Consider the following 25,447-nt stretch of genomic DNA (forward strand, 5'->3'; position numbering starts at 1 on the left):
GACGCGACCGGGCACACGGGCCGCCGCCCGCCCACCTCGCGCGGTGTCTGCGCATACGGCACGGTGGAGTGACGCGTGACCCACGCGCGCCCGGCCGCACACGGCCCGGCGCGCGTCACCCTCAGCGGCGCAGAGGAGCACCCGCATGACCGACCACACCTACCGGCTCACCGAGATCGTCGGCACCTCGACCGAGGGTGTCGACCAGGCCATCCGCAACGGCATCAGCCGGGCCTCGCAGACCCTGCGCAACCTGGACTGGTTCGAGGTCACCCAGGTCAGGGGCCAGATCGAGAACGGCGAGATCCAGCACTTCCAGGTCTGCCTGAAGGTCGGCTTCCGCATCGAGGACACGGACTGACCGTCCCCGGCCGCACGAGTCGGCTCCCCCGGCCGCACGAGCCGGAAAGAGCCGGAGCCTGGCGGGACGGCCCGGGCCGGCGGATGCCGGGCGCCGCCCGGATGCGGGTCGGGGCCGTACCCCCGATCATGGAGACATGTCCGGAGCACTGCCCGTGATCGTGCACCCGCCCTCCCCGACCGGCGGCCGACGCGTCCGTGTGAACGGCGAGATCCTCGGGCTGGCGTACAACGTCGGGGACGTCGCCGAGTTCCTGCGGCGCGCCGGCCTGGAGGTCGACCCCGCGGAGGTCACCGTCTCCCCCCTGATCGACTGGCGCGGCGGCGGGCCGGAGTACTGGGGACCGGAGCCGGAGGGCGGCGCGTCCGGCCCGTGAGGCGTCGGCCTCCGGCCCGTGAGGCGTCGGCCGCTGAGGCGCGGCCCCCGAGGCACCCGACGCGTCACCGGCGAGGCGGCGCCCATGCCGACGCGTCACGAGGCGTCGCCCGTGCCGACGCGTCACCCGTGCGACGGCACCGGCGCGATGTTCTGGTTGGCGCGGAAGAAGTTCTCCGGGTCGTAGACGCGCTTGACGGTGGCCAGCCGGTCGTAGTGGCCCCGGTAGGTGGCGCGGACGCGGTCCGCGCTCTCCTGCGCGCCCAGGAAGTTGACGTAGGAGCCGCCCATGGAGTGCGGGTGCAGGTCGCTCCAGTAGTCGACGCACCACTGCCGGACCAGGCCGGCGTTGGCGGGGTCGGGATCGATGCCGGCGATCACACCGGACCACACGGCGTCCCGGTACGCCCAGGCGGTGTCGTCGGCGCCCGGGCGGCGTGCCGCCCCGTCGACCGCGTACAGGTGCATCGTCGACCGGTCGGTGGGCAGGTTCTGCCCGTACTTGTGGTGCACCTCGATCGCGGCGTCGGAGATCGTGTCGAAGAAGTCGCCGCGCCAGTACCACTGCAGGCCCCGCGGCAGCAGGTCGTCGAACATGGTCTGCAGGGCGGGATACGGCAGGGGCGTGGCGAAGTGGAAGGCGGGCGGCGCGGGCTCGTTCACCACGGCCAGCGCCTCCTCCAGCCGCTCCGCGTCCGGTTCGCCGGTGTGGCACCACACCACCCCGCACACCTTGCGCCCGTGGAGCGGCTCGGGGAAGGGCGGTGCCGGCGGTACGGCCAGCAGCGCGAAGAAGCCGGAGAGGTCCTCCGGCGCGGCGGGCAGGAACTCCCGGTACCACCGGAGCACCTCGGGAGTGCGGTCGACCGGCCAGAGCGTCACACCGGCGCCGACCGTGCTGACCGGGTGCAACCGGAACGTGAACGACGTGACCACCCCGAAGTTCCCGCCGCCGCCCCGCAGCGCCCAGAACAGATCGGGGTGCTCCTCCTCGGACGCGGTGACGAAGGAGCCGTCGGCGAGGACCACGTCGGCGGCGGCCAGGCTGTCGACGGTGAGCCCGAACCTGCGGGTGAGGTGGCCGTGGCCGCCGCCCAGCGTGAGGCCGCCGACCCCGGTGGTCGACTGGATCCCCGCGGGCACGGCGAGGCCGAAGGTGTGCGTCGCGTGGTCGAGGTCGCCCAGCAGGCTGCCGCCGCCGACCTGGGCCGTGCGCGCGGCCGGGTCCACCCGTACCCAGCGCATGGGCGACAGGTCCAGCGTGAGCCCGCCGTCCACCAGGCACAGTCCCGGCCCGCTGTGCCCGCCGCCGCGCACCGCGAGGTCCAGCCCGGCGTCCCGGGCGAAGGCGAGTGTGGCCCGCACGTCCGCGGTGTCGGTGCAGCCCGCGATGACCGCGGGACGCCGGTCGATCATGGCGTTGTAGATGCCGCGGGCGTCGTCGTACCCCGGGTCCTGGGGGGTGACGACGGGTCCCCGCAGCGCCTCGCGCAGGCTTTGCAGTGCAGTTGCGTTCATGTCGCCCATGGCCGGCACCCCGCTGGGAGAGGACGATCCGCGGACGGACGCGCGGCGTGCGACGTCCGGGCGGATCGGGGGCGTGGCACAGGGGTCCGTTCGCGCTTTCGATACGGTGCGCGCCCCGCCCGCTTTCCGCGGGCAGCGGCACCTTGCGCGGCAGGCCGGCCTGTGAGGCGGGCCTGCCTCACCGCCTCCGAGTCTGGTGCGCTCCCGGACCCCTCGCAACCGGTCGGAGGCTCGGCGCGGAGCGGCCGCACGGGCCGCGGTCACGGCACCACGGCCGTCAGGGGATGACGGCGGCCTCGGGAATCCCCGGCGCCGGCGGGCGTTGAACCCCGTGTGAGTTCCGCGATCGCTTCCGCCCGTTTCTCCGTGCTCGACCGCTCCCGCACCCGCGAGGGCCACCCCGGCGCCGAGGCGCTGCGGGACACCGTACGGCTGGCGCGGGAGGTGGAGGCCCTCGGCTACCACCGCTTCTGGGTGTCCGAGCACCACGGCGTGCCCGGCGTGGCCGGGTCGGCGCCGACCGTGCTCGCGGCCGCCGTCGCCGCCGCGACCAGCCGCATCCGGGTGGGCACGGGCGGGGTGATGCTGCCCAACCACCGGCCCCTGGTGGTGGCCGAGCAGTTCGGCGTGCTGGAGGCGCTGTTCCCGGGCCGTGTCGACATGGGGCTGGGGCGCTCGGTCGGCTTCACCGACGGTGTGCGCAGGGCGCTGGGCCGCGGCAAGGACGACGCCGACGACTTCGCGGCGCAGCTCGACGAGCTGCTCGGCTGGTTCAGCGGCACCTCGCCCACGGGCGTGCACGCGCGGCCGGCGGAGGGCCTGAGCGTGCCGCCGTTCGTACTGGCGATGGGCGAGGGGGCCGCGATCGCCGCCCGCGCCGGCCTGCCCATGGTCATCGGCGACCTGCGCGACCGCGAGAGGATGCTGCGCGGCATCGACCGGTACCGCGCCGCGTTCCGCCCCTCCCCGTGGGCCCGGGAGCCGTACGTCGTGATCTCCGGCACGGTCGCCGTCGCCGCCACGCCCGAGGAGGCGCGCCGCATCCTGATCCCGGAGGCCTGGTCCATGGCGCACGCCCGCACCCACGGCACGTTCCCTCCCCTGCCCCCGGCCGACCGCGTCGAGTCCCTGCCGATGACCGCCAAGGAGCGCGACCGCTACGAGTCCGGCCTCGCCGGACAGCTCGCGGGCACCGAGGACCAGGTCGCGCACGAACTGGAGACGGTCCTGAAGGAGACGGGCGCCCAGGAACTCCTCGTCACGACGAGCACGTACGACCGCACGGCCCTGCTGGACTCCTACCGCCGCCTGGCCCGGATCTTCACGGCGCGGACTCGGCGGGTCTGACCGTCCCAGGACCGGGCGCAGCGCAACTTCTCGCGGGCATAACGCACCTGACTGACTTTCAACAGGTACCGGGCATAGACTCGCGGTTCGCAAGCAGACGGCCGGGGAGGGGACCGCGCATGCGGGAGGGCGCTGTCGTTGCCGCCACCCGGTTCGGGGTCGCCGGGAGCCGGCCCGCGGGGAACCGGAGAAGGAAGAACCAGTGAGTGAAATCGGCTCCGGTGCCAGAGTGCAGCCGGCCCGTCCCGGCGACCCCTCCCGCATCGGCCCGTACCGGATCATCGGCCGTCTCGGCGCCGGGGGCATGGGGACCGTCCACGCGGGAGTGGCCGCCGACGGCACGCGCGTGGCCGTGAAGGTGATTCATCCGCAGCAGGCCCAGGAGGCGGAGTTCAGGGCGCGCTTCAGGCGCGAGGTCGAACTCTCCTCCCGCGTCACCGGCCCCTACCTGGTACCGCTGCTCGCCGCCGACACGGACGCGGAGACCCCGTGGCTGGCCACGCCCTACGTCCCCGGCCCGACCCTGAACGAGCATGTGGCCGCGCGGGGCGCGCTCGCCACGGCGGGGACGCTCTACACGCTCGCGGCCGCCACGGCGCAGGCGCTGGCCACCGTCCACGCCGTCGGGGTGGTGCACCGCGACGTGAAACCGCAGAACGTCATCCTCACGCCCTCCGGCCCCCGCGTACTGGACTTCGGCATCGCGCACGCCGCCGACAGCACCAGCGTCACCCGCACCGGAGTGATGACCGGCACCCCCGGCTGGATCAGCCCCGAGCAGTACCGGACGGGGGCCACCGGGCCGGAGGGCGACATGTTCGCCTGGGGAGCGCTGGTGGCCTACGCGGCCACCGGAAGAATGCCGTTCGGGACGGGTGCGCCCGACGTGGTCGCGTTCCGTGTGATGTCGGGTGAGCCGGACCTGGAGGGCGTCCCCGGCCCTCTGCGCGGGGTCGTGGAGCGGGCCCTGGCCAAGGAGCCCGGGAATCGCCCGTCGGCCGCCGAGGCCGCCCAGGAGTGCTGGGAACTGCTCGCCTCCCAGGCCACCCAGGTGGTGAGTGTCGACGCGCTGCCCACGCAGGCCGGGAACATGGTCGAGGCCCTCTGGGACATTCCGCCCGGCGACGACCCGACGTGGCAGGTGCCCAGGAGCAGTTCCCGAAAGCGCCGGCTGGGCAAGCTGGTTGTCGCCGCCGCCGTCATCGGCGCCCTGGCCGGTGGCGTGGTGGCCCTGATGCCCGGCGACGGCGGGGACGGCAAAGGACCGGCCTCGGCCACCTCTTCCGCCGGGGCGAACGCCGGAACGGACGGCAAGGCACGGCAGCGCCAGGCGGCGAACGGCAACTCGGCGAGTGCGCAGAGCTGGGCCCAGACGCGTACGGCGCAGGGCGAGGGTGAGCACGACGTGGCCCGCGGGGTGCTGCACGACCAGGGTGTCCTGGCACAGGAGTTGAGCGACGGCGTCGACTTCACTCCAGGGAGCGTGCGGTTCCACCAGCCGCGCCGGGAGGTCTACCTCTCGTACCGGCTGACCTCCGACGAGCAGGGCGCGATGTACGCGGAGACGCAGATCGCCAGGTCGATGTGCCAGACGCTGAGGGACGTCGTCCTGCGCGTGCACCCGAACCTGCCGTACCGCACCTATGTCATGGTGCGGGAAGGGGCGGGCCAGGATCCGCAGGTGACCTGGCAGGACGACTTCGTCACCAACGTGAAGTGCAGGTCGGCCGCCGACAACGACGGCGGGCAGGGCACCGGCGCCGGACAGAGCTCCGGTGCGGTACAAGGCTGGACGCCGGACGAGCAGGGGCTCGGGCAGGCGATGATCCCCAGCACCGACCGCGACGAGTTCCGGGTCGCCGACCACGCCGCCCGGACGATCATCCAGCGGACCAACGGGATGCGCCCGATACTCGGCACCGACCGCGTGCTCGGCAACGCGGAGCTCAAAGTGGGCTTCGACCCCGGCAATTCGGCGATGTACGTGTGGTCGGACTACGGGGCGTGGAACCAGAAACAGGTCGAGAGCTGGGCCTCCATGACCGCGGGCGAGGCGTGCCGGGCCCTGGTGAACCAGAGGGACCTCGCGGGCGACGCCTGGCCGTACACCCGCTACGCGGTGGCGGTGATCGGCGGAAACCACTACCTGATGATCCGCTGGGGAGCGGCCACCACGCTGGCCGACTGCCCTGCCTGACGGGCGGCGGGTTGACCCTCGACCTGGTCGAGGGCCCAGAGTCCCGGGTGTGGAGAGCGAGATGCGCAGTATCGGGGAGATGGCCCGCGACAGCGGGCTCGGCGTGAGCGCCCTGCGGTTCTACGACCGTGCCGGGGTGCTGGTCCCCGCCTGGGTGGATCCGGAGAGCGGCTACCGCTGGTACGAGCCGGAGCAGCTCGAAGAGGCGCGGTTGCTGGCCGGGCTGCGCCGGGCCGGGATGCCGCTGGCCGACATCCGGCTGGTACTGGCCGGATGGGCCGGCGCGGACGCCGATCTGGTGCGCGGGCTTCTCCAGGCGCATCTGCGCCGTCTCGAAGCGGGGCTGTCCGATGCCCGCCGTGAGTTCTCCACGCTCCGAGCTCCACTCGACCACAGGGAGAGCCCCATGACGTCCTCGCGCCCCGCCTCCGTCCGACTGACCGTGCCCGCAGCCGAGTTGGCGGCCGCACTGGACGCGGTCCGCTTCGCGGCGGGCGGAGACCCCGAGCTGCCGATGCTGGGCGGGGTGCTGTTCGACATCGAGGGCGACGGACTCCGGGTCGTGGCCACCGACCGCTACCGGATGGCGGTCGCCCACACCGGCACCGACGGGCACGACGGGCCCCGCGTCCAGGTCGTCGTGCCCACCCCGCTCGTCGACGCGATGCGGGCGCTGCTGGGCGGCGCCGAGCCCGTCCGGCTCGGTGTGGACGGGGACCGCGTGACCCTGGAGGCGGGCGACCGTGAGACGGCCGGCCAGTCCCTCGGCCACGACTTCCCCGACTACCGCCGCCTCGTCAGCCTGCCCGCCGGGCGCCGGGCCCTCGTCGACGTGGCGGGGTTCCGGAAGGCATTGGAGACGGGGCCCGTCCGGGCGGGCGAGGTGCGCGAGCAGGACGGCGTGCCCTGCGACCTGAGCGTGCTCGGCATCGCGGACGGCGGCACGGTCACGGTCCGCGACGACGGTGACGACGACCAGAACCGCGTCGCCGTCAACCGCGAGTTCCTGCTGCAGGCGCTCGCCGCGGGCGCGCGGGACGAACTGATCGTGGAGTTCGGCGCCCCCACGGCGCCTCTCGCGATCCGCCGGCCCGACGACGAGGAGACGTTCTCGATCCTGATGCCGGTGCGGCTGGAGGACTAGGTTCTGGATCTCGGATGGTGCCGGGGCCGTCCACGGGTCGGCCCCGCGTCGCGGCGGCCCCGGTCACGGCACGTCGTACCGTACGAGGGCCCTGCCGAGGGGCTCCCCGCTGCGACGGGCGTGGGTCGTCCGCTGACGGATCTCGCGCAGGGTGCGCGGGCGGTAACCCGGCCCGCCGCAGCAGCTCTTGTGGAAGCCGACGCCCGCGTGGAGCAGGACGGAGAGGACGCGCCAGGCCGCCCGGTCACGGCGCGGAGGCGCGGCGAAGGCCGAGCCCACATGGATCAGCGGGCCCGCACAGTTCGGGCAGATCCGGTCGGGCCTGTCCGGGTCGTACGGCTGCTTGAAGGAGGCCCGGCAGGGCAGGCAGACGAAGGAGGTCTTTGCGGCGGACACGGTCACACGTTAGCGGCGGCGCGAGCGAGGACGCGACACGTTTTCGGCCTCGGGGCGCGGGGGACGGCCTCGCATACGATTGCGTGGTTTGCCCCTCATGGCCCACACCCGCAGTCCAGCAGTCCCGCACGGAGCCCCCACCATGCACACCCCCCACGATCCGTACGTCCGTGTCCGCGGTGCCCGGGAGCACAATCTCCGGGGTGTCGACGTCGACATTCCGCGGGACGCGCTGGTCGTGTTCACGGGGGTGTCGGGGTCGGGGAAGTCGTCGCTGGCGTTCGGGACGGTGTACGCGGAGGCGCAGCGGCGGTACTTCGAGTCGGTGGCGCCGTATGCCCGCCGGCTGATCCACCAGGTGGGTGCGCCGAAGGTCGGGGAGATCACCGGTCTGCCGCCCGCCGTGTCGCTGCAGCAGCGGCGGGCGGCGCCCACATCGCGCTCCTCCGTGGGGACGGTGACGAACCTGTCCAACTCCCTGCGGATGCTGTTCTCCCGGGCCGGTGACTACCCGCCGGGCGCCGAGCGGCTCGACTCGGACGCGTTCTCGCCCAACACCGCGGCCGGGGCGTGCCCGGAGTGCCACGGGCTCGGGCGGGTGCACCGGACGAGCGAGCAACTGCTCGTTCCCGACCCGGCACTGTCGATCCGGGAGGGCGCGATCGCCGCGTGGCCGGGGGCCTGGCAGGGCAAGAACCTGCGGGACATCCTGGACGCGCTCGGGTACGACGTGGACCGGCCCTGGCGCGAACTGCCCGCCGGGCAGCGGGAGTGGATCCTGTTCACGGACGAGCAGCCGGTGGTGACCGTGCACCCGGTGCGGGACGCCGACCGGATCCAACGGCCGTACCAGGGCACGTACATGAGCGCCCGCCGGTATGTGATGAAGACGTTCGCCGATTCGAAGAGCCCGGCCCTGCGGGCGAAGGCCGAGGGCTTCCTCACCAGTGGACCCTGCCCGGCCTGCGGCGGCAGCCGCCTGCGTCCGGAGGCGCTGGCGGTGACCTTCGCGGGCCGGACGATCGCCGAGCTGGCCGCGCTGCCGCTCACCGAGCTCGCCGGTCTGCTCCACGGGACCTCCGAGGTCGCGCGCGTCCTCACCGACGATCTGTCGGCCCGGATCGCTCCCGTGGTGGAGCTCGGGCTCGGCTACCTCGGTCTCGACCGGGCCACGCCGACGCTCTCCGCGGGCGAGTTGCAGCGGCTGCGGCTCGCCACCCAGCTGCGGTCCGGGCTGTTCGGGGTGGTGTACGTCCTCGACGAGCCGTCCGCCGGGCTGCATCCGGCGGACACCGAGGCGCTGTCCACGGTGCTGGGGCGGCTGAAGGCGGCGGGCAACTCGGTGTTCGTCGTGGAGCACCACCTCGATGTGGTGCGTGGCGCGGACTGGGTGGTGGACGTGGGTCCGCGGGCCGGGGAGCACGGCGGGCGGGTGCTGCACAGCGGGCCGGTGGCCCAGCTGGCCGGGGTGGCGGAGTCGGCGACGGCCCGCTTCCTGTTCGACCGCTCCCCCGCAGCCGTGCGGGAAGTCCGACGGGGGCGGGGGCGGTTGGAGGTGGGACCGGTCACCCGGCACAACCTGCGGGCGGTGACGGCCGGGTTCCCGCTCGGCGCCTTCACCGCCGTCACCGGCGTGTCGGGGTCGGGGAAGTCGACGCTGATCGGTGAGATCACGGAGGACCTGGCCGGGGTCGGACGGCTGGTGTCGGTGGACCAGCGGCCGATCGGGCGCACTCCGCGCTCCAACCTGGCCACGTACACGGGGCTGTTCGACGTCGTGCGGAAGGTCTTCGCGGCCACCGGCGAGGCCCGTGAGCGGGGTTACGGCGTCGGGCGCTTCTCCTTCAACGTGGCCGGCGGGCGGTGCGAGACCTGTCAGGGCGAGGGGTTCGTGAGCGTGGAGCTGCTGTTCCTGCCGAGCACGTACACGCCGTGCCCGGACTGCGGCGGGGCGCGCTACAACCCCGAGACGCTCGAAGTGACCTACCGCGGACGGAACATCGCGCAGGTGCTGGGCCTGACGGTGGAGGCCGCCGCGGAGTTCTTCGCCGACACCCCGGCCGTGGCCCGCAGCCTCGGCACCCTCCTCGACGTCGGCCTCGGCTACCTCCGGCTGGGCCAGCCCGCGACCGAGCTGTCGGGCGGCGAGGCGCAACGCATCAAACTCGCCAGCGAGTTGCAGCGCGGCCGGCGCGGCCACACGCTCTACCTCCTGGACGAGCCGACGACCGGCCTCCACCCGGCCGACGTCGAGGTGCTGATGCGCCAGCTGCACGGGCTCGTCGACGCCGGGCACACGGTGATCGTCGTCGAGCACGACATGTCGGTCGTGGCCGGCGCCGACTGGGTGGTCGACCTGGGGCCGGGCGGCGACGACGCGGGCGGCCGCATCGTGGCGGCGGGGCCACCGGCCGAGGTGGCCCGGGCGGAGGGCAGCGCCACCGCGCCCTACCTGGCTCGGGCTCTGGGGTGAGCCGGCGAGATCGCGGGGACGGCCTGACACGCCGGGGCAGCTCCGGCCTCTCCGGCCTCTCCGGCCCCTCCGCCCCCTGCGACCTCTGCGATCTCTCCGGCCCGCCCTGCCGAGCGGTGAGAGGAGGGACGACCCGAGAGGTGAACGGGGGGCACACCCCCGGCATTCTCTCCAGCTGACTGGATGTCAGGTCAGGGCCCCGGTGCACGAGGCTCTTGCCCATGAAGCAGACCACCCGCAAGAAGGCCGCCTGGACCGTCGTCTCCGTCGCGCTCCTCGGTCTCGTCGCGCCCCTGGCGCAGGCACCGGCCGCGGCCGCGGCCGCCCCGCGCTCCTCGCTCCGCTGGTCCGCCTGCCAGGACGGCGGTCCCGACCCGCGTCGCCTGTGCGCCACCGTGCGCGTGCCGATGGACTACGGCGACCCCGGGGGACCGACGGTCGACATCGCCGTCTCGCGCGTCCCCGCCGAGAATCCGGCCGGCCGCCGCGGCGCCCTGCTGCTGATCCCCGGCGGTCCCGGCGGCTCCAGTCTCGGCGATCCTTCGGGCAAGGGGCGCAAGCTGCCGCGGGAGGTCCGGGACCGCTACGACCTGATCGGGTTCGCGCCCCGCGGCCTGGCGCCGTCCACCTCGGTCTCCTGCGGCCTCGCACAGGAGGATCTCGCCCTGACCAGGCTGCGTCCGTGGCCGGCCCCCGACGGTTCCATCGACGGCAACATGGCCACCGCGCGGCGGACGGCGCGGGCGTGCGCACGCAACGGCGGCGCACTGCTGCGGCACATCAGCACCGTCAACGAGGCCCGGGACATCGACCGCGTCCGCGCCGCACTCGGCGAGCGCCGAATCTCCGCCTGGGGCGTGTCGTACGGCACCTACGTCGGCGCCGTGTTCACCCAGCTGTTCCCGCACCGCGCCGACCGCGTGGTGCTGGACAGCAACGACGACCCGGACCCGGCCCGTCTGTCGCGCGCCTGGCTGGCCGGCTACGAGACCGGCGCGGAGGACACCTTTCCCGAGTTCGCGGCCTGGGCGTCGGCACCCGGCAGCCCGGTCAGGCTGGCGGCCGCCGCATCCGAAGTGCGCCCGCTGTTCCTGAGGCTGGCCGCACGACTCGACCGCGATCCGATCCCCTGGCCGGGCGCCAACCCGCCACGGCTGGACGGCAACGTGCTGCGGCAGACGATGCTGGACAGCTTCTACGCCCCGCAGAGCCGCTTTCCCGTCCTGGCCCGGCTGATGCGGGCCGCCCTGGACGGCACGCCGCTTCCGCCGGCGCCCGCACCGCCCTCGCGGGAGCAGCAGCAGAACCTCGCGGCGGTCGCCGCCGCGACCCTGTGCAACGACGTCGCCTGGCCGTCCTCGTCCGTCGACTACCGCGGGGCGGTCGCCGAGAGCCGCGCGGCGCACCCGCTGACCGCGGGGATGCCCCGCAACGCGATGCTCTGCGCCGCGTGGCCGTATCCGCCGGGCAGGCCGGTGCGTATCACCGGTTCCGGTTCCTCCCGCGTCCTGATGGTGCAGAACCGCCGTGACGTCGCCACTCCCCTCAGCGGTGCCCTGCGGCTGCGTGAGGCACTGGGCGACCGTGCGGTCATGGTGGTGGTCGACTCCACCGGCCACGGCGCCTACCTGGCCAACGGCAACGCGTGCGGCGACCGGACGGTCTCGCGCTTCCTGGCGACGGGTGCGCGTCCCGGGCAGGACGCGTACTGCGGCTGACCGGTTCTCCCGCGAGGGAGTTCCGCCGTGGGCGGGGCCGCTCGGTCGTGCGGCGCCGCCCACGGGCGGCGGGGCTCAGGCCACCAGTGCCGTATGCGTCCAGCGGGGCTCGCTCGTGGTGCCCGGTTCGGCGGCGCGGGCCAGGGTGCGGCGGTCCGGGTGGCTGCCGGGCGCGAGAGCGGGGCGTACCTCGATCTCGGCGATCAGGCCGCGGGCGGACACCACCCGCCACAGCGACGCCACCAGGGTGTCCTCGCCGACGAAGGCGGGGATCGTGCTGGCCGTTCCGGTGGCGGTGCGGTAGCGGATGCGGACCGGCTGGACCGGGACACCCGCGTCCAGCGCGGCCTGGAAGACGGCCCGGCGGAAGGTGCCCTGCGACCGGCCGCACCAGGTGCTGCCCTCGGGGAAGGCCGCGACGGCGGCGCCGCCGCGCAGTGCCCCGGCGACGCGCGCGACCGTGTCGGGCAGGGCGCGCAGCCGGTCGCGTTCGATGAACAGGGCGCCGCCGCGGGCCGCGAGCGGACCGGCCACCGGCCACCGGCGGATCTCCGTCTTGGCGAGCATCCGGGCCGGGCGTACCGCGGCGAGCAGCGGGACGTCCAGCCAGGAGATGTGGTTGGCGACCAGGAGCAGGCCGCCGGAGGGCGGGGCGGTGCCGGTGACGCGGACGCGGACGCCGCAGGCCCGGACGATCGCCCGGCACCAGCGCCGTGTCCAGTCCGCCGGGATCCGGCCGGCGAACGGGGACAGTGCGACCCCGGCGAGGACCAGGGCCGCCACCGCCGTGAGCCGCAGCACGGCCCGGGGCACGGCGGCAGCGGACCTCGTCGCCTCCACGCACGCCCGCGGGGTGCAGGGCGCGCCGGGCAGCCAGGCGCTCATCGGGCGGGGACGAGGGAGAGGAAGTGGCGCAGGTAGCGCTGGTCGACCCGGCGCATGGACAGCAGCACGTACAGGTCGGCGACGCCGAAGTCCGGGTCGTACGCGGGCTCGCCGCACACCCGGGCGCCGAGGCGGAGGTAGCCGCGCAGCAGCGCCGGCAGTTCCGGGCCGGCCGCCGGGCCGGCCGCGGCCGGCGGGATCCACGGCAGCAGCGGGCGTACCCGGAACTCCTCCGGGGCCAGGTGCTTGGCCCGGACCCGGTCCCAGGTGGCGGAGGCGAGCGCGCCGCCGTCGGAGAGCGGGATGGAGCAGCAGCCGGCCAGCCATTCGTGACCGCGATCCACCATGTAGCGGGCTATCCCCGCCCAGATCAGCCCGATCACGGCGCCGTCCCGGTGGTCGGGGTGCACACAGGAGCGACCCACCTCGACCAGGCCGGGGCGGATCGCGTCCAGCGGGGCCAGCTCGAACTCGCTCTCGGCGTAGAGGCGTCCGGCGACCGCGGCCCGCTCCGGCGGCAGCAGCCGGTAGGTGCCGACGACCTGACCGGTGCCGGATTCCCGTATCAGGAGGTGGTCGCAGTACGCGTCGAAGGCGTCCACGTCCAGACCCGGCTCGGGGCCGTCGAGCCGGGCGCCCATCTCCTGGGCGAAGACCTGGTACCGCAGACGCTGCGCGGCCCGGACGTCGTCCTGGTCCCGGGCGAGCGAGACCACATAGCCGGAGGCGCCGGGCGCGGCGGCGCGTGCGGGGGGCGAGGCGGGCAGGGCGGTCATGACGGTCTCCAGGGCCGGACGGAAGCAGGACGGGATCTTCTGCTTCCACTTCTCCCGTGGACGACTGGCCTCGGCGTGTCCGGCGCGGGACCCGTGGATGTGCGGCTGCTGAATGCCGGGGGCGGCACCGGGCAGCCGTCCCGGCCGTGACCCGCCCCGTGCGGACGGCATTCCCTCGTTCGGCCCTGTCGTGCCGGCCGTAGTGTGCTTGGCGGAACCGGAGTTGAGCACCACATCTCCGGTTCCGCCCGTCCGCACACTGCCGGCGAACGTCCGATGTCCGGGCGGCGCTACCGCCTGGCCGCCTTGCGGGTCGCCCGGAGCCACTCCTTGTTCATGCTGGTGATGGACATGAGGGGGATGCCCTTCGGGCAGGCGGTGGCGCACTCGCCGGTGAGGGTGCAGCCGCCGAAGCCCTCGTCGTCCATCTGGGCCACCATGTCCAGCACCCGGGTCCCGCGTTCGGGCGCGCCCTGCGGCAGGACGTTCAGGTGGTTGACCTTGGCCGAGGTGAAGAGCATCGCCGCGCCGTTCGGGCATGCGGCGACGCACGCGCCGCAGCCGATGCACTCGGCGTGCTCGAAGGCGAGGTCGGCGTCCGGCTTCGGCACGGGCGTGGCGTGCGCCTCGGGGGCGGAGCCGGTCGGGGCGGTGATGTAGCCGCCGGCCTGGATGATCCGGTCGAAGGCCGAGCGGTCCACGACGAGGTCCTTGACGACCGGGAACGCCGCGGCACGCCAGGGCTCGACGTCGATGGTGTCGCCGTCGCGGAAGGAGCGCATGTGCAGTTGGCAGGTGGTGGTGCGCTCGGGGCCGTGCGCGTCGCCGTTGATGACCAGGCTGCACGCGCCGCAGATGCCCTCGCGGCAGTCGTGGTCGAAGGCGACGGGGTCTTCGCCGGAGAGGATGAGCTGCTCGTTGAGGACGTCCAGCATCTCCAGGAAGGACATGTCGGGCGAGATGCCGTCCACCTCGTAGGTGGACATGGTGCCGTCGGCGTCGGCGTTCTTCTGCCGCCAGACGCGCAGGGTGAGCTTCATGCGTAGCTCCGCTGGGTGGGGTGGACGTACTCGAAGACCAGGTCTTCCTTGTGCAGGGTCGGGGCCCGGCCCGTACCCGTGAACTCCCAGGCGGCCGCGTACGAGAACTCCTCGTCCCTGCGGGCGGCCTCGCCGTCCGGGGTCTGCGACTCCTCGCGGAAGTGGCCGCCGCAGGACTCGGAGCGGTGCAGCGCGTCGAGGCACATCAGCTCGGCCAGCTCCAGGTAGTCGACGATGCGGTTGGCCTTCTCCAGCGACTGGTTGAACTCCTCGCCGGTGCCGGGCACCTTGATGCGCCGCCAGAACTCCTCGCGGATCTGCGGGATGCGCTCCAGGGCCTTGAGCAGGCCGGCCTCGGTGCGGGCCATGCCGCAGAACTCCCACATGAGTTCGCCGACTTCGCGGTGGAAGGAGTCCGGGGTGCGGTCGCCGTCGACGGAGAGGAGCCGGTGGAGGCGGTCCTCGGTCTCGGCCACCGCCTCCCGGACGGCGGGGTGTTCGCCGGTGACGGCGTCCTGGTGCGGGTGGCGGGCCAGGTAGTCGTTGATGGTGGCGGGCAGGACGAAGTAGCCGTCGGCCAGGCCCTGCATCAGCGCGGAGGCGCCGAGGCGGTTGGCGCCGTGGTCGGAGAAGTTGGCCTCGCCGACCGCGAACAGGCCGGGGACCGTGGTCTGGAGATCGTAGTCGACCCACAGGCCGCCCATCGTGTAGTGCACGGCGGGGTAGATCCGCATCGGCACCTCGTACGGGTTCTCCGCGGTGATCCGCTCGTACATGTCGAAGAGGTTGCCGTACTTCTCCTCCACCTTCGCCCGGCCCATGCGCGCGATCGCGTCGGCGAAGTCGAGGTAGACGCCCTGGCCGCCGGGGCCCACTCCCCTGCCCTCGTCGCAGACGTTCTTCGCGGCGCGGGAGGCGATGTCGCGGGGGACGAGGTTGCCGAAGGAGGGGTAGACGCGCTCCAGGTAGTAGTCGCGCTCGTCCTCGGGGATCTCGTTCGGGGGGCGGTCGTCGCCCCTCGCCTTCGGCACCCAGATACGGCCGTCGTTGCGCAGCGACTCGCTCATCAGGGTGAGCTTGGACTGGTGGTCGCCGGTGCGCGGGATGCAGGTGGGGTGGATCTGGGTGAAGCAGGGGTTGGCGAAGTACGCGCCGCGCCGGTGCGCCCGCCAGATCGCGGTCGCGTTGGAGTTCATGGCGTTCGTCGACAGGTAGAAGACGTTGCCGTAGCCGCCGCTGGCGAGGACGACGGCGTCCGCGAAGTACGTGTCGATCCTCCCGGTGATCAGGTCGCGGGCGACGATGCCGCGGGCCCGGCCGTCGACGACGATCAGGTCGAGCATCTCGGTGCGCGGGTGCATCTCCACGTTCCCGGCCGCGATCTGCCGGGACAGCGCCTGGTAGGCGCCGAGGAGGAGCTGCTGGCCCGTCTGGCCGCGGGCGTAGAAGGTGCGGGAGACCTGGACGCCGCCGAAGGAGCGGGTGTCGAGCAGTCCGCCGTACTCGCGGGCGAAGGGGACGCCCTGCGCCACGCACTGGTCGATGATCTCCACGGAGATCTGCGCGAGGCGGTGGACGTTGGACTCGCGCGCCCTGAAGTCGCCGCCCTTGACGGTGTCGTAGAAGAGCCGGTGGACCGAGTCGCCGTCGTTGCGGTAGTTCTTCGCGGCGTTGATGCCGCCCTGCGCGGCGATGGAGTGGGCGCGGCGCGGGGAGTCCTGGTAGCAGAACTGGACGACGTGGTAGCCCTGTTCGGCGAGGGTGGCGCCCGCCGAGCCGCCGGCGAGTCCGGTGCCGACGACGATCACCGTGTGCTTGCGCCGGTTGGCGGGGTTGACCAGCCTGGCCTCGAAGCGGCGCTTGTCCCAGCGCTCGTGGACCGGGCCGGAGGGGGCCTTGGTGTCGGCGACCGGGTCGCCCGTGCGGTAGTCGGTGTAAGGAGTCATGTCAGCTCACCACTCCGGTCATGACACCCACGGGTACGGCGATGAAACCGGCCGTGAGCAGCAGCGCGAGGACGTTTGCGAGGGTCTTCAGGGCGCGGTCGCGGGTGCGGCTGCCGACGCCGAGGGTCTGGGCGGCGCTCCAGAAGCCGTGCCGGATGTGCAGGCCGAGCGCGAGCATGGCGACGATGTAGATCACGTCGCCGTACCAGGTGGAGAAGGTGTCCACGACGTTCTGGTAGGGCCGGCCCTCCTGGAAGCCGCCGGAGTGCACGGTGCCGGTGGTCAGGTCCAGGAGGTGCCAGACGACGAACAGGCCGAGGATGATCCCGCCCCAGCGCATGGTGCGGGTCGCGTAGCTCGCCCGGGGCCGCTTGTGGACGTACTTCGCCGGGCGCGCCCTGATGTCGCGGCGGCTGAGCTGGTAGGCGGAGACGGCGTGCGCGACGACCGCCGCGACCAGCACGATGCGGACGATCCAGAGCGTCCACCCGTAGTGCATGAACGGTTCGCCGACGGTGCGCAACCAGTGGGCGTAGTGGTTGAACTCGCCGGCCCCGAAGTAGATCTTCAGGTTTCCGATCATGTGGGCGACCAGGTACAGCAGCATGACGAGTCCGCTGACCGCCATCACGGTCTTCTTCCCGACGGTGGAGTCCCACACGGTGCGTGCCATGGACGGCCGCCGGTCCGTCCTCGTAGCCAGTGCCATGACTCAGCACGCTAGGGCCGAACGGCCCCATCGGTCCAAGACATGGTCCGGCTCGTTTCGATAGCCGGAGTCTATGATGGCAGGGTGCAGTTCCAGCAGCTCCAGTACTTCGTCGCCGTCGCCGAGACCCGGCACTTCACCCGGGCCGCCGAGCTGGTGCACGTCGCGCAGCCGTCCCTGTCCCAGCAGATCAAGGCCCTGGAGCGGGAGCTGGGGGCGGACCTGTTCCTGCGGGCCCGGGGGAACATCACCCTCACCGACGCGGGCGAGGCGCTGCTTCCGCTGGCCCGCCGCATCCTCGCCGACGCGGACACGGCCCGGCACGAGGTGCAGGAGCTGGTGCAGCTGCGCAGCGGCCGGGTGCGGCTCGGCGCGACGCCGAGTCTGTGCACCGGGCTGCTGCCGGACGTGCTGCGTGCCTTCCACGACCGCTATCCGGGCATCCGGCTGCTGATCGAGGAGGGCGGCTCGCACGACCTCGTTCGGGAACTGGCGCGCGGTGCCCTGGACCTGGCGCTGATCGTGCTCCCGCTGCCCACTCCGTCCCCGGCGCTGACCACGGTGGAGCTGCTGCGCGAGGACCTGGTGGTGGTGTCGTCGCCGGAGGCGTCCGCGCCGGGCGGTGGCCGGCGGACGGTGCGGGTGTCGGACCTGGAGTGCGAGCGTCTGGTGATGTTCCGGCACGGCTACGACCTGCGGGAACTGACCGTCGCCGCGTGCCGCGCCGAGGGCTTCGAGCCGGACTTCGCGGTCGAGGGCGGCGAGATGGACGCGGTGCTGGGGTTCGTCCGGGCGGGGCTCGGGGTGGCCGTCGTGCCGCGCATGGTCGCGACCCGGTCCGGCCGCGGCCTGCGCGTCACCCCACTGGCCCGGCCCGGCCTGCACCGGACCATCGCCCTGGCCCACCGCAGCGACGTGGCCCCGCCACGGGCGGCCCGGGAGCTCCAGCGGATGCTGCTGGAGCGGTGAGGTGGTCGCGGCCCGCGGCGAAAGCCGGGCGGGGGGCGGGCCGGGCGCCGAACGGAGGCGGGACAGGCCGGGCGCCGGGCAGAAGCGAGCGGGCCGGGCGCCGCACGGCGGCGCGCGGGCCGGTCATGGCCGTAAGCGTGCGGGCCCGGCGCCCGCCGAGGCGGACGGACCGCTCACCGCGCGGAAGCGAGCGTGCCGGCACCCGGCGGAAGCGGACGTGCCGGGCCGGCCGGCTCAGCCCGTCGCGTCCACCAGGGCCAGTTCGTGGAGGCGTTCCGGGGGGCCGGGGCGGGCGTAGTACCAGCCCTGTGCCGTGTCGCAGCCCAGAATGCGCAGTTGCTCGGCCTGGGCGCCGGTCTCCACGCCCTCCACGGTGACCGCGAGGTCGAGGCTGTGCGCGAGGGCGACGATCCCCTCGACGATCTTGAGGTCCACGGGGTCCGCCGGGAACTGCTGCATCCCCCGGGTGAAGGACCGGTCCAGCTTCAGCACGCTCACGGGCAGCCGGCGCAGGTTGGCCAGGTTGGAGTAGCCGGTGCCGAAGTCGTCCAGGGCGATGTCGACGCCCATCTCGGCCAGCCGGCGCAGGGGTTTGAGCAGATCGTCCTCGGCGCCGATGAGGGCCGACTCGGTGACCTCCAGGCACAGGGCGTCGGGCTCCACGCCCTCCCGCTCCAGGATCTCGACGGTGTCCTGCACCAGATGGGGGTGCGAGAGCTGGCACGGCGAGAGGTTGACGTTGATGCGCAGCGGCCCCGCGGAGCCGTCCCCGCGGAGCCGGCGCCACTCGCGGGCCTGACGGACCGACTGCTCCATGACCCAGCGGCCCAGCGGCACGATCAGGCCGGTGTGCTCGGCGAGCGGGATGAACCGATCGGGGCCGAGGACCCCGTGCTGCGGGTGCAGCCAGCGCACCAGCGCCTCGGCGCCCCGCACACTGCCGTCGCCGAGGTGCACCAGCGGCTGGTACTCGATGAAGAACTCGCCCCGGTCCAGGGCCGTCGGCAGGGCGGTGGTCAGCCCGTGCCGGGTGATGGCGCGGGCGTCCGCCTCCGGGTCGGCCAGCTCGAAGCGGTTGCCGCCGGCCGACTTGGCCCGGTACATGGTGATGTCCGCGCTGCGCAGCACCTCCGCCGCGCTGCGCTCGCCCACCGGCCCCTCGACGATGCCGATGCTGCCGCGCACGGTCAGCTCCCGGCCGTCGACGCTGACCGGCGCGACGAGGGCGTTCATGATGCGGGCGGCGAGCTCGTCCACCTCGCGCTCGGTGTCGGGCCCGGTGGTCAGCGCGACGAACTCGTCGCCGCCGAGCCGGGCGACCATCTCGCCGGGCGCCGTCGCACAGGACTGGAGGCGGTCGGCGACCTCGACGAGCAGGCGGTCGCCGGCGGCGTGCCCGAGGCTGTCGTTGATGGTCTTGAAGCCGTCCAGGTCGAGGTAGCACAGGCCGAAGCGCTGGCCCTCGCCCGCGTTCAGCGCCTTCTCCAGGCGTTCGAAGAACAGAGTGCGGTTGGGCAGGCCGGTGAGGGCGTCGTGGGTGGCCTCGTAGCGCAGCCGGAGGTTCAGCAGCCGCCGCTCGGTGGTGTCCTCCATCAGGGCGAGCTGGTACTGGGGCCTGCCGTCGGCGTCCCGCAGCAGGGAGACGCTCAGGTTGGTCCACAGGGCCGTTCCGTCGGGGCGGGAGAAGGCCTTCTCCACGTGGTAGTGCTCACGCTCGCCGCGCACGAGTTCCTCGTACAGCCGCCAGATCTGCGGGGCGTCCTCGGCGTGTGTCCACTCCTTGAAGTTGCGGCCGCGCATGCCCGGCTCGGCCCCGCCGAACATGCGCAGCAACGCGCCGTTGCCCTGGAGGATGTTGCCCTCCAGGTCGGCGATCCCGATGCCTATGGCCGCGCCTTCGAACACCGCCCGGAAGCGGGCCTCGCTCGCGTGCAGCGCCTGCGCCACCACGCCCTGGGCGCGCAGCGCGGCCTGCGCGATCGCCTCCTGCTCGGCCAGGGTGCGGTCCCGCAGCGCCCGGGCGAATCCGGCGGCCATCGCGTGCTGCAGCCGGGAGGAGCGGGCGCGCAGGTCCTCCTGCTCGCCGTCCCCGCCGCAGTAGAGCACCAGGTAGGCGTCCACGCAGTCCAGGGAACGGCTGAGCGCCTCGGGGGCGGTGCAGTGCGCGCCGACCAGCGCCGCGCCGACCGCCTCGCCCTCGCCGGCGTCGAACGTCCTGGCCCGCAGCGCCTGGCTCAACCGGCGGGCCAGCGGCAGGAGTCGTTCCTCGAACTCCGGCCGGGTGAGCGACGTCGCGGTGACCGGGAAGACCGCCCGGCTCCAGATCGTCGTCAGCCGGCGCAGTCTGTCCTCCGGCCCGTCCGGCTCCGCGCTCACGCCGTACGCCCCACGCCGGCGAAACCGGAGAAGGCATACGGATCCTCGTCCTCCGGTGCCGTCTCCGGCCGCCACTGAGGCATCGGCACCAGTCCGGGCTCCACCATGTCGTACCCCTCGAAGAACCGCGCGATCTCGTCGCGCGAACGCATGATCAGCGGGTTGCGAATGTCCTTGTACACGTCCACCGCACCCTCGCTCCGTTCCGGCGGCAGCGGGATCCCCTCGTACGAGGCGTGCGTGAGTACGAGCAGGCTGCCGGGCGCGAGGGCGTCGCGCAACTGTCCCACCGCACAGTAAGGGTCGTCCGCGTCTTCCACGAAGTGCAGTATGGCAACGAGAAGCAGCGCCACTGGCCGATTCAGGTCGATCAGCCGTTCCACTTGGGGGCTGTTGAGGATGTCCGAGGGCTTGCGCAGGTCGGCCGCGACGACGTCCGCGTCGTCGTTTCCCGCGAGAACCGCCTGGCTGTGCGCGACCGCCACCGGGTCGTGGTCGACGTACACCACGCGCGCGCCGGGACGGGCGGTCTGGGCGACCTCGTGGGCGCTTCCGAAGGTGGGGATGCCGGAGCCGATGTCCAGGAACTGGGTGACGCCCTCGTCGAGGGCGAAGCGCACGGCCCGGCGCATGAACGCCCGGTTGGCCTGCATGATCTTGGGCATGCCCGGCAGGAACTCCATGGCCCTGCGGGCCGCTTCCCGGTCGACCTCGAAGTTGTGCGAACCGCCCAGGTAGTAGTCGTAGATGCGGGCGACGCTCGGCACCGAGATGTCGATGCTCCGGGGGGCCCAGGCGGGACGCTCCATCGATCTCTCCAAGGCTGAGGCGATCCGGTGTTCGAGCAGAGGCTACTGATCGCCCGCCAAAGGAGCGAGCGGAACCGGAAATTGACCATCCGTTCCCGGTCACTGCCTGCGGCACTCGCCCTGCCCGCGCCCGCGACGGAGCAATCGCGGGGACATGCGGACACGGCGAACCGCCCCCTCCGTGCGGTGCGGAGGGGGCGGTCCGGTCGGGGGGTTACCTACTTCGCCGGCGCGCCGACCGGCTTTCCGTCCGGGGAGACGGCGTACCAGGTGCCGCCGACGCCCTGGCCGTTGATGTCCCCGGGCACCTTGTCCCCGGAGAAGGTGTAGATCGGCCAGCAGTTCACGGTCATCTGCTTGACCCCGTCCGGCCGGGTGAAGCCCATCAGGCCCTTCTTCTTGACGCCCTTGGTGTCGCCGGCGGCGACCGGGGCCACGGCCGGCCACTTCTCCAGGCACGCCCCGGTGCACGCGGACACCGGCTTGGGCCACGCCTCGTCCTTCAGGAAGCGGTAGACCGTCATGCCGTTCTTGTCGACGACGATGTCGCCGAGGTCGGTCTTCTTCACCGAGAGGCCGGGCAGGCTCGACAGCGAGGCCTTCTTGCCGTCGGGCGCGAGGGCGTACCACTTGCCGCCCACGCCCTGGCCGCTGGTCTGACCGGCCTTGGCGTCCTTCGCGTAGCGGTACGCGGGCCAGCCGGCGACGGTCAGCTGCTTGGTGCCGTCGGATCGGGTGACCTCGCCCAGCAGGGCCTTGTCGATGCCGGCGCCGGCGGTGGCGTCGTCCGCCGGGACCGGGGGCCAGGTCTTGGCGCAGTCGCCGTCGCAGGAGGACTTGGGGGGTTCGGCCGTGTCCTGGTCGAAGCGGTACAGGGTCATCCCGGCGCTGTCGGTCAGCACCTTGCCCAGCTCCGCGTTGGCGGAGACGGCGAGCTTCCCCGCGGACTTGGAGCCGGCCGCGGACTGCTGGCCGTCGGCACCGTAGCCGTTGCCGACCCCCGTGCCCGCGCCGACGCCGGTGCCCGTGCCGGAGTTGCCGTAGCCGCCGACCGGGGCCGTCGCGCCCACGTTCTGGCTGCCCGCCGGCGGAGTGCTTTCCTGACCGCACGCCGTCGTCAGCGCCAGCACGGCTGCGGCCGTCGCCACGAGCGAGGCGCTCCGCCAGGAGGTCTTCATCGTCAACTCCCAATGATCCCAATGGTGTTGTGGCGCCCTGCTGCGCCGCCGCACGACACTGGGTACGCACGGGAGCGGTGGTTGTGTTCAACGGCGGCGCGAATTTCTTTCGAGAGCCGTGACATGTTTCGCGCCACCCGTCCCCCCTTCGGGGCAATCCGCGCTCCCGGCGGAGTGCCGGGGCGTGTCGCGGCTCATGATCTTCGTCGTGCATCGACCCGAACCGACCCGATTCGCCCTCATTCTCCGGGTGTTGGTCCCGGTGACACTGGCATGGCTGTGCGTGGGCGTGGGCGTGGGCGTGGGCGTGCCGAGCGGACCGGCCGCGGCCGACGCCTGCGCGTACGCCTCCACGGGCCCGGACGGCGTGGTGGCGGTGTCGGTGGCCGGAGGCTCCCGGCCGGCGTTCCCGCCGTGCGGACCCACGCCGGCACCGGCTCCCACCCCGACTCCCACCCCGACCCCCACTCCTCCACCGCCACCACCGCCTCCTCCTCCCGAGCCGGCTCCCCGCCCGGCGCCTGGGCCCGTGAAACCGCGGCCCGCGCCCCCGCCCCCTCCGCGTCCGGCGCCCCCGCCGCCCCGGCCGGCGCCCGCCCCGCCCCCGGAACCGGCTCCGAAGCCGGCACCCAGGCCCCGCCCCCGCCCGTCGGTGACGCCGGTGAGCTACCCGCCGTACCACCCCCGGCCGCACCGGCGCACGCCCCAGCACGGCCCGTCGCCGGTCACCTACGTGCTGCTCATCGCGGTGCCCGCGCTGGCCGCCGTCGCCGCGCTCCGTCCGCGCTGACCCCGACCCCGCCCTCACCCCGGCCCGGACCCCGATCCCTCGCACCGCTCCCACCGATCCCTCGCACCGATCCCTGGAGGAAACTGTTGTCGGAATGGCTTGTTCTCGTCCTCGCGATGCTGGCCGCCTGTGCCGTGGTCGTCATCGTCACCTTCCTGCGGCACCGCACGGCCGCCGAGGACGACGATCCCAGTGAGACCCCGGACGTCATCGAGTACATGACGATGTGGATCGGCGTGGTGTACGCCATCGTCCTGGGCCTGGCCATCGCCGGTGTCTGGGAGGGCCGCGTCGCCGCCCAGGACCACGTCCAGGCGGAGGCCCAGGCGCTGCACGAGGTCTCCGAACGGGTCCGGGCCTACCCGCCCGACGTCCGTGACCGCATTCGTTCCGATGTCAACGCCTATGTCGGACACGTCGTCACCACCGAGTGGAAGGCGATGGCGGACCGCGGCGAGGTCACCCCGCAGGGCGGACGGCTGCTCGCCCGGGTCCGCGCGGACGTCACCGACTACCGTCCGACGTCGGACTTCCAGGCGCAGGCGTACCAGCCGCTCGTGGACCAGGTGGCCGCGGCCGACCAGGCACGCACCGCGCGGGCCGACTCCACGGGGGCGACCATGCCGGGCGTGGTGTGGTTCGGGCTGATCGCGGGCGCCGTGATCACCATCGGCATGGTGTTCGCGCTCCAGATCAGGCGGACGACGCGGGAACTGGTCCTGGCCGGGCTGTTCTCCGCGCTGATCGCCTTCCTGCTCTTCCTGATCTGGGACTTCGACGCCCCCTTCAGCCGGGGCATCGCGGCGTCGGCGGACCCCTTCCTCGCCCTGTTCCCCCACCTCGCCGAAGGACCGGGACGGTGACGGCCCCTCAGCCGACGGGGCGCCGGGAGGGCCGTCCCCTGGGCGGCGCACCCGGTTGCCCCGTTCGCCCGGGTGCGATCGCGGCCGGGCGCGGACCTTCCTAGCGTTTCGATCATCGAGGTGCGTTTCCGGCACGGACGCAGGAGTTCCGCTGCCGCTCCTCGGGAACCGGGAGGAACCGTCATGCGCGTCGCACGTGCCGCCTCGGCCGCGCTGCCGGCCGTCGCCGCTCTCGCCCTGGCAGCCCCTGCCGCCGTGGCGAGCGGCGGCGACGGCCACCCCGGCGGCCCCGCGTTCCGGGTCGGCGTGAGGCCGTCCACCGTCGCGCCGGGCGCGCAGGTCACGCTGGAGATCGATCGCGGCCGGGGCGGCTGCCGGGGCCCCGCGACCGTCTCGTCCGGTGTCTTCGACGCGGTCAGCATCCCGCGGGGGCGCTCGTCCCGGACCGTGCGGGGCGACGGGGACGCCCGGCCGGGTGCCGTCTACCAGGTGACGTTCACCTGCGACGGCCACAGCGGCGCCGCGGACCTGACGATCGCCGGCGGCCACGGCCAGGACGGCGGCGGCCCGGCCGCCTTCCAGCACGGCGCCCGCGCGGGCGGGGGCGGAACGCTCGCCGGCCTCGGCCTCGGGGAACTCGGCATGGGCACCGCCCTCGTCACCGGGGCGCTCGGCACGGCGTACTGTCTCGCGCGCCGCCGCGCCGGCGAGGACGGCACCTGACCACGGCCCGGCATCGGGCCCGGAGCCACGGGACGGCGGCGAGGAGCCGCCGGGCCACCCGTTCGCGCCCGCCCCGTCGCCGGCCGCGCGTGCGGTCCTTAGCGTTCTCGTGTGCGGGCTCGAAGGGGCGACGGCGGGAGCGGGAGAGGAGGACGGATGTCTGTGGGCGGGCTGTCCGGGGCGGCCGACGAGGTGGAGCGCGCCCCGAGGAAGCAGGTCCCGTGGGGCGTGACGGCACTCGTCCTGCTCACCGGGATCGCGTTCGTCCGCGGTGGCTCGGGGGACTTCGGCTCCGGCCCGCCGCAGCCCGCGAGAGCGGTCGCCCCGGACGGGAGCCGTACGTCCTCGGCGGCCCCGGCGCCCCTGCCGTACTCGGTTCCGCAACGGGTCAGGATCCCCGTGATCCGGGTCGACGCACCCATGACACCGGTCGGTCTGGACGCGGACGGCTGGGTCGGCGCGCCGCCGCCGGAGAACCCGAATCTGGCGGGCTGGTTCACCGGCGCGGTCACCCCCGGCGAGAAGGGCACCGCCGTCGTCGTCGGCCATGTGGACAACAGGACCGGTCCCGCTGTGTTCTACGGACTGGGCGCGCTGCGGAAGGGGAGCCGGATCGAGATCCGGCGGCAGGACGGGAGGACGGCCGTGTTCGGGATCTACGGCGTCGAGGTGTTCGCCAAGGAGGGCTTCCCCGGGGACCGTGTGTACGGCTCGAAGGGGGCACCGGAGCTGCGGGTGATCACCTGCGGCGGCGGCTTCTCCCAGGGGATCGGCTACGACGGCAACGTCGTCGTCTTCGCCCGCCTGACCGAGGTCCGCTGAGCGACGGCCACCCGCCGAGGTCC

At 73.5% G+C, this 25,447-nt stretch carries 22 protein-coding genes; 12 read left to right on the forward strand and 10 right to left on the reverse strand.

The features are described from left to right. The first annotated feature begins 145 nt into the window (after positions 1–145). Positions 146–361, forward strand: a complete 216-nt coding sequence (locus tag ACIPM1_RS09670; RefSeq protein ID WP_402431311.1) for a dodecin — start codon at positions 146–148, stop codon at positions 359–361. Positions 362–497: 136 nt separating this feature from the next. Further along, the gene (locus tag ACIPM1_RS09675; protein WP_402431314.1) at positions 498–737 is read left to right on the forward strand and encodes a hypothetical protein; all 240 of its coding nucleotides are present in this window, start codon (positions 498–500) and stop codon (positions 735–737) included. A 122-nt stretch (positions 738–859) separates the two neighbouring features. On the opposite strand, the gene ACIPM1_RS09680 is transcribed toward ACIPM1_RS09675, so the two are convergent. Next, positions 860–2,263 (reverse strand): FAD-binding oxidoreductase, encoded by a 1,404-nt coding sequence (locus tag ACIPM1_RS09680; protein ID WP_402431317.1) that lies wholly within the window; start codon positions 2,261–2,263, stop codon positions 860–862. A 333-nt stretch (positions 2,264–2,596) separates the two neighbouring features. On the opposite strand from ACIPM1_RS09680, the gene ACIPM1_RS09685 reads away from it, so the two are divergent. The 3 genes from ACIPM1_RS09685 to ACIPM1_RS09695 all read left to right on the forward strand — a co-directional run bounded on the left by ACIPM1_RS09685 (position 2,597) and on the right by ACIPM1_RS09695 (position 6,951). Then, a complete protein-coding gene (locus ACIPM1_RS09685; RefSeq protein ID WP_402431319.1) occupies positions 2,597–3,610 on the forward strand; it encodes an LLM class flavin-dependent oxidoreductase in 1,014 nt (337 codons plus the stop codon). Positions 3,611–3,812: 202 nt separating this feature from the next. Continuing rightward, entirely contained in the window at positions 3,813–5,807 is a 1,995-nt protein-coding gene (locus ACIPM1_RS09690; protein ID WP_402431322.1) for a serine/threonine-protein kinase, read from the forward strand. Positions 5,808–5,868: 61 nt separating this feature from the next. Beyond that, a complete protein-coding gene (locus ACIPM1_RS09695; RefSeq protein ID WP_402431325.1) occupies positions 5,869–6,951 on the forward strand; it encodes a MerR family transcriptional regulator in 1,083 nt (360 codons plus the stop codon). A 63-nt stretch (positions 6,952–7,014) separates the two neighbouring features. On the opposite strand, the gene ACIPM1_RS09700 is transcribed toward ACIPM1_RS09695, so the two are convergent. Further along, a complete protein-coding gene (locus ACIPM1_RS09700; RefSeq protein WP_402431328.1) occupies positions 7,015–7,347 on the reverse strand; it encodes a deoxyxylulose-5-phosphate synthase in 333 nt (110 codons plus the stop codon). Between the two features lie 142 nt (positions 7,348–7,489). Here ACIPM1_RS09700 and ACIPM1_RS09705 point away from each other — a divergent pair, with 142 nt between their 5' ends. Together ACIPM1_RS09705 and ACIPM1_RS09710 are read left to right on the forward strand one after the other, a co-directional pair. Continuing rightward, on the forward strand, positions 7,490–9,820 hold the full coding sequence (locus tag ACIPM1_RS09705) for an ATP-binding cassette domain-containing protein (protein ID WP_402431330.1): 2,331 nt from the start codon (positions 7,490–7,492) through the stop codon (positions 9,818–9,820). A gap of 221 nt (positions 9,821–10,041) precedes the next feature. Continuing rightward, complete coding sequence (locus tag ACIPM1_RS09710; RefSeq protein WP_402431333.1) at positions 10,042–11,538, forward strand: alpha/beta hydrolase; 1,497 nt, start codon at positions 10,042–10,044, stop codon at positions 11,536–11,538. A gap of 75 nt (positions 11,539–11,613) precedes the next feature. Here ACIPM1_RS09710 and ACIPM1_RS09715 read toward each other — a convergent pair whose 3' ends face one another. The 5 genes from ACIPM1_RS09715 to ACIPM1_RS09735 form a co-directional block, all read right to left on the reverse strand. Beyond that, positions 11,614–12,423: a lysophospholipid acyltransferase family protein gene (locus ACIPM1_RS09715; RefSeq protein WP_402431336.1), complete on the reverse strand. Its 810-nt coding sequence runs from the start codon at positions 12,421–12,423 to the stop codon at positions 11,614–11,616. Further along, positions 12,420–13,199, reverse strand: coding sequence for a GNAT family N-acetyltransferase (locus ACIPM1_RS09720; RefSeq protein WP_402431861.1), 780 nt, complete (start codon positions 13,197–13,199; stop codon positions 12,420–12,422). The genes ACIPM1_RS09715 and ACIPM1_RS09720 overlap by 4 nt, the downstream gene beginning before the upstream one ends. Positions 13,200–13,489: 290 nt before the next feature. After that, positions 13,490–14,239, reverse strand: coding sequence for a succinate dehydrogenase/fumarate reductase iron-sulfur subunit (locus ACIPM1_RS09725; protein WP_402431339.1), 750 nt, complete (start codon positions 14,237–14,239; stop codon positions 13,490–13,492). Beyond that, positions 14,236–16,185 carry a fumarate reductase/succinate dehydrogenase flavoprotein subunit gene (locus tag ACIPM1_RS09730; protein WP_402431342.1) on the reverse strand — a complete coding sequence of 650 codons (1,950 nt, stop codon included), beginning with the start codon at positions 16,183–16,185 and terminating at the stop codon, positions 14,236–14,238. The genes ACIPM1_RS09725 and ACIPM1_RS09730 overlap by 4 nt, the downstream gene beginning before the upstream one ends. 1 nt (position 16,186) lies before the next feature. Next, complete coding sequence (locus ACIPM1_RS09735) at positions 16,187–16,858, reverse strand: succinate dehydrogenase (protein WP_402431345.1); 672 nt, start codon at positions 16,856–16,858, stop codon at positions 16,187–16,189. Positions 16,859–16,978: 120 nt separating this feature from the next. Here ACIPM1_RS09735 and ACIPM1_RS09740 point away from each other — a divergent pair, with 120 nt between their 5' ends. After that, positions 16,979–17,863, forward strand: coding sequence for a LysR family transcriptional regulator (locus ACIPM1_RS09740; protein WP_402431348.1), 885 nt, complete (start codon positions 16,979–16,981; stop codon positions 17,861–17,863). Positions 17,864–18,097: 234 nt separating this feature from the next. Here ACIPM1_RS09740 and ACIPM1_RS09745 read toward each other — a convergent pair whose 3' ends face one another. From ACIPM1_RS09745 to ACIPM1_RS09755, 3 genes are all read right to left on the reverse strand, one after another. Further along, complete coding sequence (locus ACIPM1_RS09745) at positions 18,098–20,239, reverse strand: putative bifunctional diguanylate cyclase/phosphodiesterase (RefSeq protein WP_402431351.1); 2,142 nt, start codon at positions 20,237–20,239, stop codon at positions 18,098–18,100. Further along, positions 20,236–21,048 (reverse strand): SAM-dependent methyltransferase, encoded by an 813-nt coding sequence (locus ACIPM1_RS09750; protein ID WP_402431354.1) that lies wholly within the window; start codon positions 21,046–21,048, stop codon positions 20,236–20,238. Before ACIPM1_RS09750 ends, ACIPM1_RS09745 begins: the two co-directional genes overlap by 4 nt. Positions 21,049–21,266: 218 nt before the next feature. Then, the gene (locus tag ACIPM1_RS09755; RefSeq protein WP_402431864.1) at positions 21,267–22,226 is read right to left on the reverse strand and encodes an SCO0930 family lipoprotein; all 960 of its coding nucleotides are present in this window, start codon (positions 22,224–22,226) and stop codon (positions 21,267–21,269) included. Positions 22,227–22,887: 661 nt separating this feature from the next. Between ACIPM1_RS09755 and ACIPM1_RS09760 the strand changes: the two genes are divergently transcribed. The 4 genes from ACIPM1_RS09760 (at position 22,888) to ACIPM1_RS09775 (ending at position 25,424) form a co-directional block, all read left to right on the forward strand. Next, a complete protein-coding gene (locus ACIPM1_RS09760; RefSeq protein ID WP_402431357.1) occupies positions 22,888–23,016 on the forward strand; it encodes a hypothetical protein in 129 nt (42 codons plus the stop codon). Between the two features lie 86 nt (positions 23,017–23,102). Continuing rightward, positions 23,103–23,879: a hypothetical protein gene (locus ACIPM1_RS09765; protein WP_402431360.1), complete on the forward strand. Its 777-nt coding sequence runs from the start codon at positions 23,103–23,105 to the stop codon at positions 23,877–23,879. Between the two features lie 183 nt (positions 23,880–24,062). Beyond that, positions 24,063–24,602: a hypothetical protein gene (locus ACIPM1_RS09770; RefSeq protein WP_402431363.1), complete on the forward strand. Its 540-nt coding sequence runs from the start codon at positions 24,063–24,065 to the stop codon at positions 24,600–24,602. Positions 24,603–24,758: 156 nt separating this feature from the next. Then, positions 24,759–25,424 (forward strand): class F sortase, encoded by a 666-nt coding sequence (locus tag ACIPM1_RS09775; RefSeq protein WP_402431366.1) that lies wholly within the window; start codon positions 24,759–24,761, stop codon positions 25,422–25,424. Positions 25,425–25,447: the final 23 nt, after the last annotated feature.

Origin of the sequence: Streptomyces sp. NPDC086766, from assembly GCF_044746005.1 — a bacterium.
Taxonomy (GTDB): domain Bacteria; phylum Actinomycetota; class Actinomycetes; order Streptomycetales; family Streptomycetaceae; genus Streptomyces.

What these genes read in the sequence shown, in the direction of transcription:
- ACIPM1_RS09670 (WP_402431311.1), top strand. Translation starts at nt 146, where the DNA reads ATGACCGACCACACCTACCGGCTCACCGAGATCGTCGGCACCTCGACC.
- ACIPM1_RS09675 (WP_402431314.1), top strand. Translation starts at nt 498, where the DNA reads ATGTCCGGAGCACTGCCCGTGATCGTGCACCCGCCCTCCCCGACCGGC.
- ACIPM1_RS09680 (WP_402431317.1), bottom strand. Translation starts at nt 2,263, where the DNA reads ATGGGCGACATGAACGCAACTGCACTGCAAAGCCTGCGCGAGGCGCTG.
- ACIPM1_RS09695 (WP_402431325.1), top strand. Translation starts at nt 5,869, where the DNA reads ATGCGCAGTATCGGGGAGATGGCCCGCGACAGCGGGCTCGGCGTGAGC.
- ACIPM1_RS09705 (WP_402431330.1), top strand. Translation starts at nt 7,490, where the DNA reads ATGCACACCCCCCACGATCCGTACGTCCGTGTCCGCGGTGCCCGGGAG.
- ACIPM1_RS09710 (WP_402431333.1), top strand. Translation starts at nt 10,042, where the DNA reads ATGAAGCAGACCACCCGCAAGAAGGCCGCCTGGACCGTCGTCTCCGTC.
- ACIPM1_RS09715 (WP_402431336.1), bottom strand. Translation starts at nt 12,423, where the DNA reads ATGAGCGCCTGGCTGCCCGGCGCGCCCTGCACCCCGCGGGCGTGCGTG.
- ACIPM1_RS09720 (WP_402431861.1), bottom strand. Translation starts at nt 13,199, where the DNA reads ATGACCGCCCTGCCCGCCTCGCCCCCCGCACGCGCCGCCGCGCCCGGC.
- ACIPM1_RS09725 (WP_402431339.1), bottom strand. Translation starts at nt 14,239, where the DNA reads ATGAAGCTCACCCTGCGCGTCTGGCGGCAGAAGAACGCCGACGCCGAC.
- ACIPM1_RS09730 (WP_402431342.1), bottom strand. Translation starts at nt 16,185, where the DNA reads ATGACTCCTTACACCGACTACCGCACGGGCGACCCGGTCGCCGACACC.
- ACIPM1_RS09735 (WP_402431345.1), bottom strand. Translation starts at nt 16,858, where the DNA reads ATGGCACGCACCGTGTGGGACTCCACCGTCGGGAAGAAGACCGTGATG.
- ACIPM1_RS09750 (WP_402431354.1), bottom strand. Translation starts at nt 21,048, where the DNA reads ATGGAGCGTCCCGCCTGGGCCCCCCGGAGCATCGACATCTCGGTGCCG.
- ACIPM1_RS09755 (WP_402431864.1), bottom strand. Translation starts at nt 22,226, where the DNA reads ATGAAGACCTCCTGGCGGAGCGCCTCGCTCGTGGCGACGGCCGCAGCC.
- ACIPM1_RS09770 (WP_402431363.1), top strand. Translation starts at nt 24,063, where the DNA reads ATGCGCGTCGCACGTGCCGCCTCGGCCGCGCTGCCGGCCGTCGCCGCT.
- ACIPM1_RS09775 (WP_402431366.1), top strand. Translation starts at nt 24,759, where the DNA reads ATGTCTGTGGGCGGGCTGTCCGGGGCGGCCGACGAGGTGGAGCGCGCC.